We start from the raw sequence: 13,543 nt of genomic DNA, 5'->3' as shown, positions 1-13,543 counted from the left end.
GGGGCGTTGAAGACTAGACGGCAATAATGCTCGATATGCAATCTGCCGCCGCCACGCCGCCCGTCACCCGCCGCGAGGATTATCGCCCGCCTGATTGGCTCGTTCCCGAGATCGCGCTCGATTTCCAGCTCGATCCCGCGCGGACATTGGTGCGGGCGCGGTTGTCCGTTGCCCGGAATGGCGAACATGCCGCACCGCTGCGGCTCGATGGCGAGAGTCTGAAACTGCTCGAAGTGTGGCGCGATGGCGAGAAGTTGGAAGATGGCGATTGGCAGCTCGACGATGAGAGCCTGATTATCCCGATCGCCGGCGATGCAGCGACCATCGAGACGTTGGTGGAAATCGCGCCCGAAAAGAACAGCCAGTTGATGGGGCTCTATGCATCGGGCGGCATTCTCTGCACCCAATGCGAGGCGGAAGGCTTCCGCCGGATCACTTTCTTCCCGGACAGGCCCGATGTGCTGAGCCGCTACAGCGTGCGGATGGAAGCGGACAAGGCGCGTTTTCCCGTGCTGCTTGCCAATGGCGATTGTGTAGAGAGCGGGGACGGCGAGGACAGACGGCATTGGGCGCGCTGGGCAGATCCCTGGCCCAAGCCGTGCTACCTTTTTGCGCTGGTCGCTGGCGATCTCGCGGCCAATCGCGACAGCTTCGTCACGCGTTCGGGCCGGGAAGTGGCGCTCGCTATCTGGGTGCGCGAAACGGACCTGCCGAAGACCGGACATGCGATGCAGGCGCTCAAGGATTCCATGGCTTGGGACGAGGAAGTCTATGGCCGTGAATATGATCTCGACCAGTTCAACATCGTCGCCGTCTCCGATTTCAATTTCGGCGCGATGGAGAACAAGTCGCTCAATATCTTCAACTCGCGCTACATTCTGGCCGATGCCGAGACCGCGACAGATGCCGATTTCGATGCGATCGCGGGTGTCGTTGCGCATGAATATTTTCACAATTGGTCAGGCAATCGTGTCACGTGTCGGGACTGGTTCCAGCTCTCGCTGAAGGAAGGCTTCACGGTATTTCGCGACCAGCAATTCTCGGCCGATCAGGGATCGGAAGCGGTGGCGCGGATCGGTGATGTCCGCGTTTTGCGCGCCGCGCAATTCCCCGAGGATGCCGGGCCGCTCGCCCATCCCGTACGCCCGGAAAGCTATATCGAGATTTCGAATTTCTACACGGCGACCGTCTACAATAAGGGCGCCGAGCTGATCCGGATGATGTGGGCGATCCTGGGCGCGGAGGATTTCCGAAAGGGCTCCGACCTCTATTTCGACCGGCATGACGGCGAAGCAGCGACCTGCGAAGATTTCGTGACCGCGATGGAAGATGCGAGCGGCGTCGATCTCACGCAATTCCGCCGCTGGTATAGCCAGGCCGGCACCCCCAAGGTGACGGCCCGGCTGGACCATGACGCGGAGGCGGCGCGCGCTGTGCTGCGCCTGGAGCAGGAGGTCCCGGCGACTCCGGGCCAGCTCGAGAAAGAGCCGATGGCGATCCCGCTCAAAGCCGCGCTGCTCGGTTCGGAAAGCGGCGCGCCGATAGCGCCTGAACGTCTCCTCATGCTGACGGACGAATCGCAGGAGATTGCCTTCGAAGGGATTGCCGAACGACCGGTTCTGTCGCTCAATCGCGGCTTTACCGCGCCGGTCACCATCGACAGCGAGAAGAATCCCGAAACGCTCGCCTTTCTCTCCGCGCATGACGACGATCCCTTCGCGCGCTACGAGGCGATGCAGCAATTGATGGTCGAAACGATCATCGATGCGGTGTCCGGTCGCGATGCAGATCATGCGCCGGTGATCGAGGCGGTGCGCAAGACGCTGGCCGATGCCGATCTCGACAAGGCGTTCATCGCCGAAACCGTGTTGCTGCCAACCGAGAGCTTCGTCGGAGACCAGATGCTCGTCGTCGACCCCGAGGCGATCCACCAAGCGCGCGAGGCGTTGCGCGCCGATCTGGCGACGGCGCTGGAAGCCGACTGGCGCGCCGCCTATGCGGCGTCGAGCGGTAATGCCTATGAGTATAGCCCGGCGGCGAAAGCGTTGCGGCGGCTGCGCGGCGTGGCGCTTGGCTATATCGCGGTCAGCGGGGCCGAGGATGCGGCGCGGCTCGCGGCGAGCCAATATGGCGATGCGGACAATATGACGGACCGCCAGGCCGCGCTCGGCGTGCTCTCCAACAGCGATTGGCCCGAGCGCCATGTGGCGATCGAGGATTTCTACACGCGCTATCGGGATGACACGCTCGTGCTCGACAAATGGTTCACGGTGCAGGCCCTGTCGATCCGCGAGGACACGGTCGATACCGTGGAGACGCTCGCCAAGCATCCGGATTTCAGTATCGAAAACCCGAACCGCTTTCGCTCGCTTATCGGCGCATTCGGCGCGAACCAGCGGGCCTTTCATGCGGCCTCGGGCCGGGGCTATCGCTTCCTCGCCGATTTCATCTTGAAGGCGGATGCGATCAACCCGCAAACCGCCGCGCGCATGCTGCCGCCGCTCGGCAAATGGCGGCGCTTCGACGAGGATCGCGGCGTAATGATGCGCGCCGAGCTCGAACGCATCCTCGCCGCGCCGAACCTGTCTAAAGACGTGTTCGAACAGGCGTCGAAAAGCCTTGACTGAGACGCTACGCATCGAGCGGCACGATGGCGATGCCGTGTGGCCCGCCGTCGAAGCCTTGGGAAAAGCGGTCTATACGCCGGAAATGCTCGCGCATAGCGAGTTTCACGATGTCGACTGGTCGGACGCCGAGCATTGGGTCCTTGGATATTTGGGCGATGATCTCGTGGCCAGCGCCGGCATTCATCGGCGGGCGGTTCATGTCGACGGCAAGCCCGCAAACATTGCTGGCATCGGTGGGGTGAAGACGCATCCCGATCATCAGAAAAGCGGCCATGCATCGCATATCCTCGAAGTGACATGTACGTTGATCGACGGCCAGATGGCGCCGGACTTCACTCTGATCTTCGTCGAAACCCATAACCGTGCATTTTACGAAAAACGCGGTTGGCGGGTTTTCGCCGGCACGGTCATGGTCGACCAGCATGGCAAGCGGATCGCTTTTCCGGATGGCAGTGCCATGGTGCGGGACGGCGCCCAGCCCGCCCCGCGATCCGGGACCATCGATCTGATGGGCAAGCCCTGGTAGCCTAGGCGCTCACCCAGTCGGAAAACTCAACGGCTATACGATTGGCGGCGCGGTTCAGCGCCTGCGCGACGGTTTGAGCGTCCTGCGCGAAGACGCGTTCGCGCTGCTCGAAGCGCCGCGTCCGCACGCCGTTCGCATCGGTGATCGCCGCGTCATAGACGATGACTGCCTCGCCAGTGCGGGCGTCCAGCCCGAATTCGTGGAGCTGTCCGTTGACGATGGTTCCGGGATCGGCGGAATAGGTCGCCGGATCGAGCACGACGCGTCCGGTCCGCGCGGCCAGCGTCTCGCTGAGCAACGCGCGGAACAGTTCGTTCGGCGTATCAACCCAGAGCGCATCGGCGAGATAGGCGATCGTCGTCTCGCCGGTCTGCACGGGCAGGCGGTTGGTGATCAGCTTTTGCGGCACTTCGGGCCGCTGGATCGTGATCGCCTGGCCGATGGATGCGCTGCGGTTCGATCCGCCGGCGACCTGCTCATCCGCGCTCAGCGCCATCAGAAAGGGCGGCGGTTCGGATCCGAAACTCACACAGCCGGTCAAGGTGGCCAGCGCTACCAATGGTAAAAACCGTTTCATCATCGGCTCCTATTGCGGCTCATATTCAGGCAGGCGCGTCGTGCCGACCAGCGATCCGGCACCCTCGCGATTGATACGCGCGGATACGGCGGTCAGCGCCTCGGACATTTCGCCCAGATCGCGCACCAGCTGTCCGATCTCGGGGATGGTCTGTTGCGAAAAGGCGTTGAGGCCGGGCTCGGCGGCCGTGATTGTGCGGTCGAGCGCTTCCATACTCGATTCCGCCGAGCGTACGGCGGAGCGCAGGTCGCGCATCAGCGCCTCGCCTTCGGTGCCGAGCAGATTGTCGGTGGTATCGGCAAGTTCGCCGATTTCGTTGAGCGCGATGCCTGCCTCGCGGATCGCGATCCGGCTCTCGGTGAGCGTCGCCGTGATTTCCGGGCCCTGGGCCGAGAGCTCTTCGGTCAGGCGCTGGGTATTTTCGAGGATCGCGGCGATCGAATTCTGGTTCCGGTCGCCCAACAGTTCGGTCAAACGCTCGGTCAGCGTCGTCAGCCGTTCGAGCAGCTGTGGCGCGCTGTTCAGCAATTCGCCGAACGCGCCCGGGCGGGTCGGGATGACGGGTGCGCCCTCGGGTCCTGCATCGTCGATCGGATCGGCGCCCTGGACGCCGCCATCGAGCGAAATCTGCGAGACGCCGGTAAAGCCGATGCCAGCGATCGTAGCCGTCGTGCCTTCGAGGATGGGCACATCCTCGTTGACGCGGATGCGCACACGCACGAATTCGGGATTGTCGGGCACGAGCGCGATATCCTCGATCTGGCCGACGGGTACGCCCGAATAGGTGACGCCGGACCCGCGTGCCAGACCATCCACCGACTGGGCGAAATAGATGTCGTAGGCATTGTCGCTGCCATCGCCGATGCGCGCCAGCCAGACGGTGAAGATAACGACCAGCAGGATCAGGCCGAGCACGACACTGCCGACTAATATCTGATTCGATCGGTTTTCCATCCGTCCCTCCTAGCCGGCAGCGAGCGCAGCACGCCCGCGCGGCCCGTTGAAATATTCCTGTATCCATGGGTGATCGAGCGCAAGCAATTCCTCGATCGGCGCGCAGGCGATCACTTTCCTGTCCGCGAGCACGGCGACCCGGTCACAGATCGTGTGCAGCGTATCGAGATCGTGCGTGATCAGGAAGATGGTGAGCCCCAGCGCTTCCTTGAGTTCGAGGATCAGATTGTCGAACGCGGCCGCCCCAATCGGGTCGAGTCCGGCCGTCGGCTCGTCGAGGAACAGCAGCAGCGGATCGAGCGCCAGCGACCGGGCGAGGGCCGCGCGCTTGCGCATGCCGCCCGACAGTTCCGATGGATATTTGGGCGCATCCTCCGCCTTCAGCCCACTCATCACGATCTTGAAGGTCGCGATTTCGCAAAGCAGATCCTCGTCGATATTCTTGTAGAATTCGCGCAGCGGCACCTGGACATTTTCCGCTACGGTCAGCGTCGAAAAGAGCGCGCCATTTTGAAAGAGCACGCCCCAGCGGCGGCGCAGGTCGAGATTCTCCTCGGCCGTCGCACAGTCAATACGCTCGCCGAAGATACTGATCTCGCCCGTATCGGGCTCCTGCAGACCGATGATCGAGCGCAGCAAGACCGATTTGCCCGTGCCCGATCCGCCGACGACGCCCAATATCTCGCCCTGCCGCACATCGAGATCGAGATTCTCATGCACGACATTGTCGCCGAAGCTGTTGCGCAGCCCGCGGATCGAGATGATGGGTTCGTCGCTCATATCGGCCTCAGCCCCAACCCACCGATGAGAAGAAGACGGCGAAAAAGGCGTCGAGCACGATAACGAGGAAGATCGCCTGGACCACCGCCGTGGTCGTACGGTTGCCGACTTCCTCGTTGTTGCCGCGCACCTGCATGCCCTGATAGCAGCCCGTGAGCCCGATGATCATGCCGAAGACCGGCGCCTTGATCAGCCCGACCCAAAGATCGGTCATCGGGACGACTTCGCGCAAACGCAGGATGAAGGTTTCGGGCGGAATGCCGAGGCCGATCCAGCACAACAGCCCGCCGCCGACGATCATCAGGAAGGTCGAATAGAAACCGAGCAGCGGCATCAGCAGCGTCGTCGCCAGAACGCGCGGCAGGACGAGCGCCTGCATCGGCGGCACGCCGATCGTGCGCATGGCGTCCACTTCTTCGGCAAGTTTCATCGAGCCGATCTGCGCGGCAAAGGCGCTGCCCGAGCGGCCCGCGACCATGATCGCGGTCATCAACACGCCCAGTTCGCGCGTCGTGATCCGGCCGATCAGGTTGATCGTGAAGACCTCGGCGCCGAACTGCCGCAGCTGCACCGCGCCCTGCTGCGCGATCACGATGCCGATCAGAAAGCTCATCAGCCCGATGATGCCGAGCGCCGAAACGCCGACCGTTTCGAAGCGCTGCACGACCGCGTTGAAGCGCATGCGGCCCGGATGCCGGATGACGCTGGCCGTCGCGATCAGAAGGCCGCCGAAAAAGGCGAGCAGGCCTTTGAGGCCCGACAGCGCTTCCAACGTCGAGGCGCCGATCCGTGCGATAATGCGGTGAAGGCGCCCTTCATCTTCGTCAAAGCTCTTGGCCGGATCGTCGGCGATGCTCACTTGACGGAGCAGACGGTCGGCATGGTCGCTCGCTCCAACGATCTGCGCTCCGTGATCGCGCGCGAGTTTGTGGACGACCCAGGCGCCGACCGTGTCGACGCGTTCGACATTCGAGATATCGATCCGGGCCGGGCTATACGGCAATTCGGAAAGGCGTTGCGGTACATCCCCGATACGGGCGATGGTCAGACGGCCGGAAAAGCGCATGATGCGCTCCCCTCCCTCCTCCAATTCGATGAAATCCGCCTCGACAGTCATCGGCGTGCCTTGTGCGGCGAAAATCCACGCTCGGCAAGGCGTTGCTTCATGCTATGAGACGGGCCGATGACGAAAATCGCGCTCTACGATCTCGACAAGACGATCACGAAACGGCCGACCTTCATGCCCTTTCTTTTGCACGCGGCATGGCGGCATGAGCGCTGGCGGCTGCTCTTCCTGCCCGGCCTGCTATTCCTCTTCGGCGGCTATCTGTTGCGGGCGCTGGACCGCGCGACGTTGAAGGAGCGTATGCACGACATGCTGCTCGGTTCGCCGATCGATGCGGACAAGATGGCCGAGATCGCGGAAAGCTTCGCGGCGGCGACGCTGGACGACAATGTTCACCCGCAGGCGCGCGCGCAGATCGCGGCGGAGAAGGCGCAGGGCAACCGGCTCGTCCTCGCCACCGCCTCCTACGCTTTTTACGTGGAGCCGCTCGCCCGCCGGCTGGGCTTCGACGATGTGATCGGCACTCTGGTCAAGCGCGACGAAGAGGATCGCATCCTCGCCGAGATCGATGGCGAGAATTGCTATGGCCCGGCGAAACTGGCCCGCGTCGAGGCCTGGGCAACGGAGAACGGCCTCGCGAAGGACGATATCGCCGTCCGCTTCTATTCGGACAGCCCAACGGATCGCCCCGTATTCGAATGGTCCGACCAACCGGTCGCGACCAACCCCACTTCGAAGCTGCGCAAAATCGCGCGGAAAAATGGCTGGCGGATTATCGCCTGGGGGTAGGGGGTTTGTTTGTAAGAATTTTTCCTGAGCGGAAAAATCGCGGCACCAGCCCGCTCCCCCTCCCGGCCTCCCACAGGGTACACTTATTGGGAGGTCGGGAGGGGGAGCGGGCCGGCACCGCGATTTCGCGTTAGCGAAATTCTGACAAACGGAATCTCCCACAAAAAAGGCCGCCCGGAGGCAGCCCTTTTCGCATATCGATTGTTCGATCTCGTTTAGATGCCGTCGCGTTCCATGCGCTTGCGCTCCAGCTTGCGGGCGCGGCGGATGGCGGCGGCGCGTTCGCGCGCGCGTTTTTCGGACGGCTTTTCATAATGCCGGCGCAGCTTCATTTCGCGATACACACCCTCGCGCTGCAGCTTCTTCTTGAGCGCGCGGAGCGCCTGATCGACATTATTATCGCGGACTGAAACTTGCATAAACCCGTCTGTCTCCAATCGAACCATCTTGTCCCGCAGGCCGTATATAGCCGGCGGATAGCGAATATTCTCACAATAGCGATTTCACCGCAGAATCGCATTCCGCAGCGCTTCGGGGGTGCAACTAGCGCTGGATTGGCGGGATTTCAAGCAAAAAGCGCCCCGTGCCGCACTCGACTTTCGCCCGTCCTTGGGCGAAAATACCGGCAAATCCGCTATCCATGGAGACAATAATGGCCACGACACTCGCGTCCTCGAACGACCAGATGACCGAAGAGGAATGGACGGCGCGGCAGGAGCTTGCCGCCTGCTACCGGATTTTCGCGATGATGGGCTGGGACGAGGCGATCTTCAATCACATCACCGTGAAGGTGCCGAATGAGGAGGGTGCGTTTCTCATCAACCCGTTCGGGTTGCACTTCTCGGAAGTGAAAGCATCGAACCTCGTCAAGATCGATATCGACGGCAACAAGCTGGATGGCAGCGAATTTCCGGTGAACAAGGCAGGCTTCGTCCAGCACAGCCTGTTCCACCGGCATCTCAGCGATGCGCATTGCATCATCCACACGCATACGACCGCGACCATGGCCGTCTGTTCAATGGAGGGCGGATTGCAGCCGGTGAATTTCTACGCGTGTAACTTCATCGGCCGGCTCTCCTATCACGAATTCGAAGGCGTGACCGTGCGCGAGGAAGAAGGCGAACGGCTGCTCGCCAATCTCGGCAAGAACCGGATACTGATGCTGCGCAATCATGGTCCGGTGGTTATCGGGCGTACGCTGCCGATCGCGCTCATCCAATATTGGGCGCTGCAACGCGCCTGCGAAATCCAGGTCGCGACCATGAATGCCGGCGATCCGATCGTTATCCCGCAAGAGGTGATCGATGTGCACCAGCGCGATATCTCGCAGACCCAAGCCTCGGCCGAACCGGGCCGCGCGGAATTCGACGCCTGGGTGCGGCAGGTCGATCGGATCGATACGAGCTGGCGGGAATAGGGTAGATTCTGTTTGTCAGAATTTTCCTCGCGGAAAATCGCGGCACCAGCCCGCTCCCCCTCCCGGCCTCCCATTAAGTGTACCCTGTGGGAGACCGGGAGGGGGAGCGGGCTGGTGCCGCGCTCGACCATCAGGTCGAGTCTGACGAATAAACCCCTGCCATTTCTCCGAAACCGCGCTAAAGCCGCGCCATGACCCGGATGACCGTTAACGGCCAGCCCGTCCATTACCGCATGGACCCGCGTACGCCGCTGTTATGGGCGTTGCGCGACGCCTCCAATCTGACCGGCACCAAATATGCCTGCGGTGTCGGCGTGTGCGGTGCCTGCACGGTCAATCTCGATGGCCGGGCCGTGCGGTCCTGCCAGCTCAGCATCGCGGACGCGGAAGGGAGCTTCATCACGACGATCGAAGCGCTGTCGCGCGGGCGGGATCATCCCATTCAGCAGGCCTGGATCGAAAATATGGTTCCGCAATGCGGCTATTGTCAGTCGGGCGTGATCATGGCCGCTGCCGCGCTGATCGACGGTAACGCCAACCCGAGCGACGAAGAGATTGACGAGGCGATTACCAATATCTGCCGCTGCGGAACCTATCCGCGCATGCGCGAAGCGATCCGGCTGGCAGCGCGTGTGTCGCGCGGCGAGGAGCGCCTGGCGTCGGCCCCGCCGCCCGGTATCGACCCGGAAGATGCGGCCGCCAATGTCGAAGCGCTGACGCCGCCAGAAGATGGCGAGGGCGACGAACCGGGGCGGATCGTCAGTGAATGACAGCGTTCCGGTGTCCGAAATGTACGTGTTAATGAAATCTTGCTGTTTCCTGACTCGCAAGTTCAGGCTCGCCTCATCGCGGGCTCTCTAGAAGGGCTGCACCGGTGGCCATTCCCGAGCCGCCACAGATGGAGATGTAACAGTGCGTATCAAACTGATCGCTTTGTTGCTGGCGGCGACTGCGGGAACACCAGCCCTCGTTGCCCCGGCACAGGCACAAAATTTCCGAGAAGGCGCAATGTCCAGCGCGAACACCGCGCCGGTGCAGATGGCGATGGTCATGCAGCAGCAGGACCGGCGCGCCAATCGCGGCAACCGGGCGAACCGGCAGGAACGCCGCGCCAACCGGAGCGAGCGACGGGCCAACCGGGCCGCCAATCGCAACAATCGCGGCCAGGCGCGGATCGACCGCCGCCAGGACCGCCGTGCCGAACGCCGAACCGAGCGCCGGACCGAACGTCGCGCCCAGCGCCAAACCGAGCGCCGTGCGGAACGTAGGCAAGAACGCCGCGCCGATCGCCGGCAGGACCGCCGGACCGAGCGTCGTGTCGCGCAGCGGCAGGAGCGCCGGGCTGACCGTCGTCAGGACCGCAGGGCGGATCGTCGCGTCGAGCGGCGTCAGGACCGTCGTGCCGAACGCCGCTTCGACCGCCGGCAGGATCGCCGGGCGGAGCGCCGTTTCGATCGTCGGCAGGACCGTCGCGCCGAGCGTCGGTTTGATCGGCGTCAGGACCGCAGAGCGGAGCGTCGCTTCGATCGGCGTCAAGACCGTCGGGCAGAGCGCCGGTGGGACAGGCGCCAGGATCGTCGTGCCGAACGTCGCTGGGATCGCCGCGAAGCGCGTCGCGACTGGCGGCGGTGGAATCGCCAGGCCTGGCGGGCCGACCGTCGGTATAACTGGCGGCACCACCGCAGTTACAACCGCAATATCTTCCGGCTCGGACGCTATTATGCGCCCTATCGCGGCTATCGCTATCGCCGGTTCGATGTCGGTCTCGTGATCGGCGCCGCCTTCTTCGGATCGCGCTATTGGCTGAACGATCCGTGGCGGTACCGGCTGCCGGCGGCCTATGGCCCGTATCGCTGGATCCGTTATTTCGACGATGTTCTGTTGATCGATACGCGGGACGGCTATGTCGTCGATGTGATCCACGACTTCTTCTGGTAAAGCCGGACGGAAGCGAAGCATCAGGCGGCTCCGGGCATCGCGCCCGGGGCCGCCTTCTCTTATGCCCGGCGCATATGAAACGGCTTTGCACGAATCGCGCGATTTGATAGCGGAGCGCGCATGAGTCTCACCGAACCGTCCGTTCTTGCCGCGCGCAACCGCGAAATCATGGCGCATATCGAGAGCCACGACAATATTCAGCGTGTGCCAACGCGCAATATCGATATCTATCAGTGCCGCGATTTTCTGAACGATGCGGAATGCCAGCTGCTGGTCGAGAAAATCGACCGCGACGCTCGTCCATCGACGCTTTTGTCGACCACGGATGATACCGAGTTCCGCACAAGCTCCAGCACGGATTTCGATCGCCAAGAACCGGCCATTGATGCGATCGAGGAGAAGATCGTCCGCTTCATGGGCATTCCCAAGGAGAATGGCGAAACCATCCAGGGCCAGCGCTACGAAGTCGGCCAGCAGTTCAAGCCGCATAATGACTGGTTCTACGACAATCAGGATTATTGGAAGACGGAGAAGGATCAGGGCGGACAGCGCACCTGGACCGCCATGGTCTTTCTCAACGATACGCAGGTCGGCGGCGCGACACGCTTCAAGCGGCTGGGCAAGATGTTCCACGCCGAAAAGGGCAAGCTATTGTGCTGGAACAACCTCACCCATGAGGGCGTACCCAATGAATGGTCGCTGCATCAGGGCATGAAAGTGCGCAAGGGCGTCAAATATATCATCACCAAATGGTTCCGGGAACTTCCCTGGGCCTATGGCGGTCAGCCCAGCCAATATTGATCGTTCAGCGATCTGCATTTGGCAGAAACGCGATAGCGGCTTGTCCAAAAGCGATGGACAGCGGCGATGAAGCCAAGGATTGCTATCCACCATCTTCTGTATTAGTGTAATAATACACTAGGTGCATCAGACTTCCTTCGGAGAGAACCACCCATGAAACGTAAGCTCCTCATGCTCGCCTCGGCCGCCGCGCTGCCGTTATTTGCAACGCCGGCCTATGCCGATCACCATGCCGAGGCCCCGGCGGCCGAAGCTGAAATGACCGAAGACCAGCGCCTGCGCGCGCTATTCGCGGCGAGCGACGAGGACAATCTGCGCCGCAATCCGATCATGGCGCTGTTCCGCGGCGATATGCGCTATGCTGACCGGATCGGCGATTTCATCAGCGATGAATATTTCGACGGCGAACGTGCGGCGGCCGAAGCCAATCTCGCGGCCCTAGCCGAGATCGACCGGTCCGCGCTGAGCCAGACCAACCAGATCGCCTATGACATCTTCCGGCTGCAGCAGGAGGAAAATCTCCGCGACGTATCGCCCGAACTGATGGCGCTGACGGTCGTCCGCCCGGTCAACCATTTCTCCGGCTTTCACACCTTCTATCCGACGTTCGCGTCCGGCCAAGGCGCGGCGCCGTTCAACACGGTGGAGGATTATGAGAATAATCTCAGCCGCCATCAGGATTTCATCACGATCAGCGATCGGTCGATCGAACGCTTTCGCCAAGGCATGGAGTCGGGTGTGTTCGAAAGTCAGCTGACCATCGGCCGCGTGGTCGAACAGCTCGATACCCAGCTCGCCGAGGAAATCGCGGATTCGCCTTATTTCCGGCCGGCGCTCAATTTTCCCGAGGGTTTTTCCGAGGAAGATCAGGCGCGGCTGACGAATGCCTATCGCGAATCCACCCAGGCGATTTTCGATGCCTATACGCGGATGCGCGATTTCCTGCGCGACGAATATCTGCCCGTCGCGCGCGAAGGCGTCGGTCTTGTCCATATGCGGGGCGGCGATGTGGTCTACGCCCAGATGGTGCGCGATACGACGACGCTCGATCTGACACCCGATTTCATTCACGATCTCGGCCTCGCCGAGGTTGCGCGGATCACCCGCGGTTTTGAGGAAATTCGCGACGAGGTCGGCTTTGAGGGCACGCTGCAGGAATTTTTCGAACACATCCGCACCGACCCGCAATTCAAGCCGGAATCGCGCGAATGGCTGGCCGAGGAATATTATCGGATCGGCGAGCGTGTCGATCAGCGCATATCCGAGCTGTTTTCGACGATTCCCAACAGCCCGCTCGAAATCCGCGCCGTCGAACCGTTCCGCGAGGCGACGGCTGCGGGCGGCTCCTATCAGCCCGGCACGCCGGATGGCTCGCGCCCGGGCGTGTTCTATTACAACGCCTATAATCTCGACGAGCGGCTGACGCCGGGCATGGAGACGCTGTATCTACATGAAGCGGCACCCGGCCATCACTTCCAGATCAGCCTTGCGCAGGAAAATGCGGACCTGCCGAACTTCATGCGTTTTGGCGGCAACACCGCCTATGTCGAGGGCTGGGCGCTCTATACCGAGACGCTCGGGCCGGAACTTGGCATCTTTACCGATCCCTATCAGCGCTTCGGGCATCTGAATGATGAGATGCTGCGCGCGATGCGGCTTGTCGTCGATACGGGCCTGCACGCCAAGGGTTGGACGCGCGAACAGGCGATCCAGTATATGCTCGACAATTCGGGCATGACCAATGTCGAGGCGACGAGCGAAGTCGAGCGCTATATCGCGATTCCAAGCCAGGCGCTGGCCTATAAGATCGGTTCGCTCACGATCCAGGCGCTGCGCGCACAAGCCGAGGAAGCGCTGGGCGATAATTTCGACATCCGCGGCTTCCACGAACAGGTACTCGATACCGGTGCCCTGCCGATGGCTGTACTCGAGGACAAGATCTATGACTGGATCGAAGCGAATGGCGGGACACGCCCCGGCGGCATCGATTTGATGGCCGTGCATGATTATGAGGTGGCGGGCGACTGAGCGATTTCCACTCCGTTGTTTCTATTGGGTTCAGCAGTTC

The 13,543-nt window shown here is 62.1% G+C and carries 14 protein-coding genes; 8 read left to right on the top strand and 6 right to left on the bottom strand.

The genetic code is table 11. The features are described from left to right. Positions 1 to 26: 26 nt before the first annotated feature. A complete protein-coding gene (gene pepN, locus Q0974_RS16155; RefSeq protein WP_299329690.1) occupies positions 27 to 2,627 on the top strand; it encodes an aminopeptidase N in 2,601 nt (866 codons plus the stop codon). After that, entirely contained in the window at positions 2,620 to 3,153 is a 534-nt protein-coding gene (locus tag Q0974_RS16150; RefSeq protein WP_299329688.1) for a GNAT family N-acetyltransferase, read from the top strand. Before pepN ends, Q0974_RS16150 begins: the two co-directional genes overlap by 8 nt. A 1-nt stretch (position 3,154) precedes the next feature. Here Q0974_RS16150 and Q0974_RS16145 read toward each other — a convergent pair whose 3' ends face one another. The 4 genes from Q0974_RS16145 to Q0974_RS16130 are packed head-to-tail and all read right to left on the bottom strand — an operon-like array spanning position 3,155 to position 6,581. Beyond that, positions 3,155 to 3,733 (bottom strand): ABC-type transport auxiliary lipoprotein family protein, encoded by a 579-nt coding sequence (locus Q0974_RS16145; protein WP_299329686.1) that lies wholly within the window; start codon positions 3,731 to 3,733, stop codon positions 3,155 to 3,157. A 6-nt stretch (positions 3,734 to 3,739) separates the two neighbouring features. Then, positions 3,740 to 4,684, bottom strand: coding sequence for an MlaD family protein (locus Q0974_RS16140; RefSeq protein WP_299329684.1), 945 nt, complete (start codon positions 4,682 to 4,684; stop codon positions 3,740 to 3,742). A gap of 9 nt (positions 4,685 to 4,693) precedes the next feature. Next, on the bottom strand, positions 4,694 to 5,464 hold the full coding sequence (locus Q0974_RS16135; protein WP_299329682.1) for an ABC transporter ATP-binding protein: 771 nt from the start codon (positions 5,462 to 5,464) through the stop codon (positions 4,694 to 4,696). Between the two features lie 7 nt (positions 5,465 to 5,471). After that, positions 5,472 to 6,581, bottom strand: coding sequence for an MlaE family lipid ABC transporter permease subunit (locus Q0974_RS16130; RefSeq protein ID WP_299329680.1), 1,110 nt, complete (start codon positions 6,579 to 6,581; stop codon positions 5,472 to 5,474). A 66-nt stretch (positions 6,582 to 6,647) separates the two neighbouring features. Here Q0974_RS16130 and Q0974_RS16125 point away from each other — a divergent pair, with 66 nt between their 5' ends. Beyond that, positions 6,648 to 7,319, top strand: a complete 672-nt coding sequence (locus Q0974_RS16125; protein ID WP_299329678.1) for an HAD-IB family hydrolase — start codon at positions 6,648 to 6,650, stop codon at positions 7,317 to 7,319. A 215-nt stretch (positions 7,320 to 7,534) separates the two neighbouring features. Here the strand turns inward: Q0974_RS16125 and rpsU are convergent, their stop codons facing one another. After that, entirely contained in the window at positions 7,535 to 7,738 is a 204-nt protein-coding gene (rpsU, locus tag Q0974_RS16120) for a 30S ribosomal protein S21 (RefSeq protein ID WP_176869605.1), read from the bottom strand. Between the two features lie 233 nt (positions 7,739 to 7,971). Between rpsU and Q0974_RS16115 the strand changes: the two genes are divergently transcribed. Together Q0974_RS16115 and Q0974_RS16110 are read left to right on the top strand one after the other, a co-directional pair. Next, entirely contained in the window at positions 7,972 to 8,736 is a 765-nt protein-coding gene (locus Q0974_RS16115; protein WP_299329674.1) for a class II aldolase/adducin family protein, read from the top strand. A 191-nt stretch (positions 8,737 to 8,927) separates the two neighbouring features. Further along, positions 8,928 to 9,506, top strand: coding sequence for a (2Fe-2S)-binding protein (locus Q0974_RS16110; RefSeq protein ID WP_299329673.1), 579 nt, complete (start codon positions 8,928 to 8,930; stop codon positions 9,504 to 9,506). A gap of 73 nt (positions 9,507 to 9,579) precedes the next feature. On the opposite strand, the gene Q0974_RS16105 is transcribed toward Q0974_RS16110, so the two are convergent. Next, a complete protein-coding gene (locus Q0974_RS16105) occupies positions 9,580 to 10,416 on the bottom strand; it encodes a hypothetical protein (protein ID WP_299329671.1) in 837 nt (278 codons plus the stop codon). Positions 10,417 to 10,503: 87 nt separating this feature from the next. On the opposite strand from Q0974_RS16105, the gene Q0974_RS16100 reads away from it, so the two are divergent. From Q0974_RS16100 to Q0974_RS16090, 3 genes are all read left to right on the top strand, one after another. Next, positions 10,504 to 10,674: an RcnB family protein gene (locus Q0974_RS16100; protein WP_299329669.1), complete on the top strand. Its 171-nt coding sequence runs from the start codon at positions 10,504 to 10,506 to the stop codon at positions 10,672 to 10,674. Between the two features lie 120 nt (positions 10,675 to 10,794). Next, positions 10,795 to 11,475, top strand: coding sequence for a 2OG-Fe(II) oxygenase (locus Q0974_RS16095; protein ID WP_299329667.1), 681 nt, complete (start codon positions 10,795 to 10,797; stop codon positions 11,473 to 11,475). 153 nt (positions 11,476 to 11,628) lie between these two features. Further along, the gene (locus tag Q0974_RS16090) at positions 11,629 to 13,503 is read left to right on the top strand and encodes a DUF885 family protein (protein WP_299329665.1); all 1,875 of its coding nucleotides are present in this window, start codon (positions 11,629 to 11,631) and stop codon (positions 13,501 to 13,503) included. The last annotated feature ends 40 nt before the right edge of the window (positions 13,504 to 13,543 follow it).

The sequence above is a fragment of the Parasphingopyxis sp. genome (assembly GCF_028279465.1).
GTDB lineage: Bacteria > Pseudomonadota > Alphaproteobacteria > Sphingomonadales > Sphingomonadaceae > Parasphingopyxis.
Note: the sequence above shows the minus strand (reverse complement) of the source record. Positions and strands in the feature narration are given on the sequence as shown.

Bases quoted from the DNA above. Each gene is read 5' to 3' on its own strand.
- pepN (WP_299329690.1), top strand. From the start codon at position 27: ATGCTCGATATGCAATCTGCCGCCGCCACGCCGCCCGTCACCCGCCGC.
- Q0974_RS16145 (WP_299329686.1), bottom strand. From the start codon at position 3,733: ATGATGAAACGGTTTTTACCATTGGTAGCGCTGGCCACCTTGACCGGC.
- Q0974_RS16140 (WP_299329684.1), bottom strand. From the start codon at position 4,684: ATGGAAAACCGATCGAATCAGATATTAGTCGGCAGTGTCGTGCTCGGC.
- Q0974_RS16135 (WP_299329682.1), bottom strand. From the start codon at position 5,464: ATGAGCGACGAACCCATCATCTCGATCCGCGGGCTGCGCAACAGCTTC.
- Q0974_RS16130 (WP_299329680.1), bottom strand. From the start codon at position 6,581: ATGACTGTCGAGGCGGATTTCATCGAATTGGAGGAGGGAGGGGAGCGC.
- Q0974_RS16125 (WP_299329678.1), top strand. From the start codon at position 6,648: ATGACGAAAATCGCGCTCTACGATCTCGACAAGACGATCACGAAACGG.
- rpsU (WP_176869605.1), bottom strand. From the start codon at position 7,738: ATGCAAGTTTCAGTCCGCGATAATAATGTCGATCAGGCGCTCCGCGCG.
- Q0974_RS16115 (WP_299329674.1), top strand. From the start codon at position 7,972: ATGGCCACGACACTCGCGTCCTCGAACGACCAGATGACCGAAGAGGAA.
- Q0974_RS16110 (WP_299329673.1), top strand. From the start codon at position 8,928: ATGACCCGGATGACCGTTAACGGCCAGCCCGTCCATTACCGCATGGAC.
- Q0974_RS16095 (WP_299329667.1), top strand. From the start codon at position 10,795: ATGAGTCTCACCGAACCGTCCGTTCTTGCCGCGCGCAACCGCGAAATC.
- Q0974_RS16090 (WP_299329665.1), top strand. From the start codon at position 11,629: ATGAAACGTAAGCTCCTCATGCTCGCCTCGGCCGCCGCGCTGCCGTTA.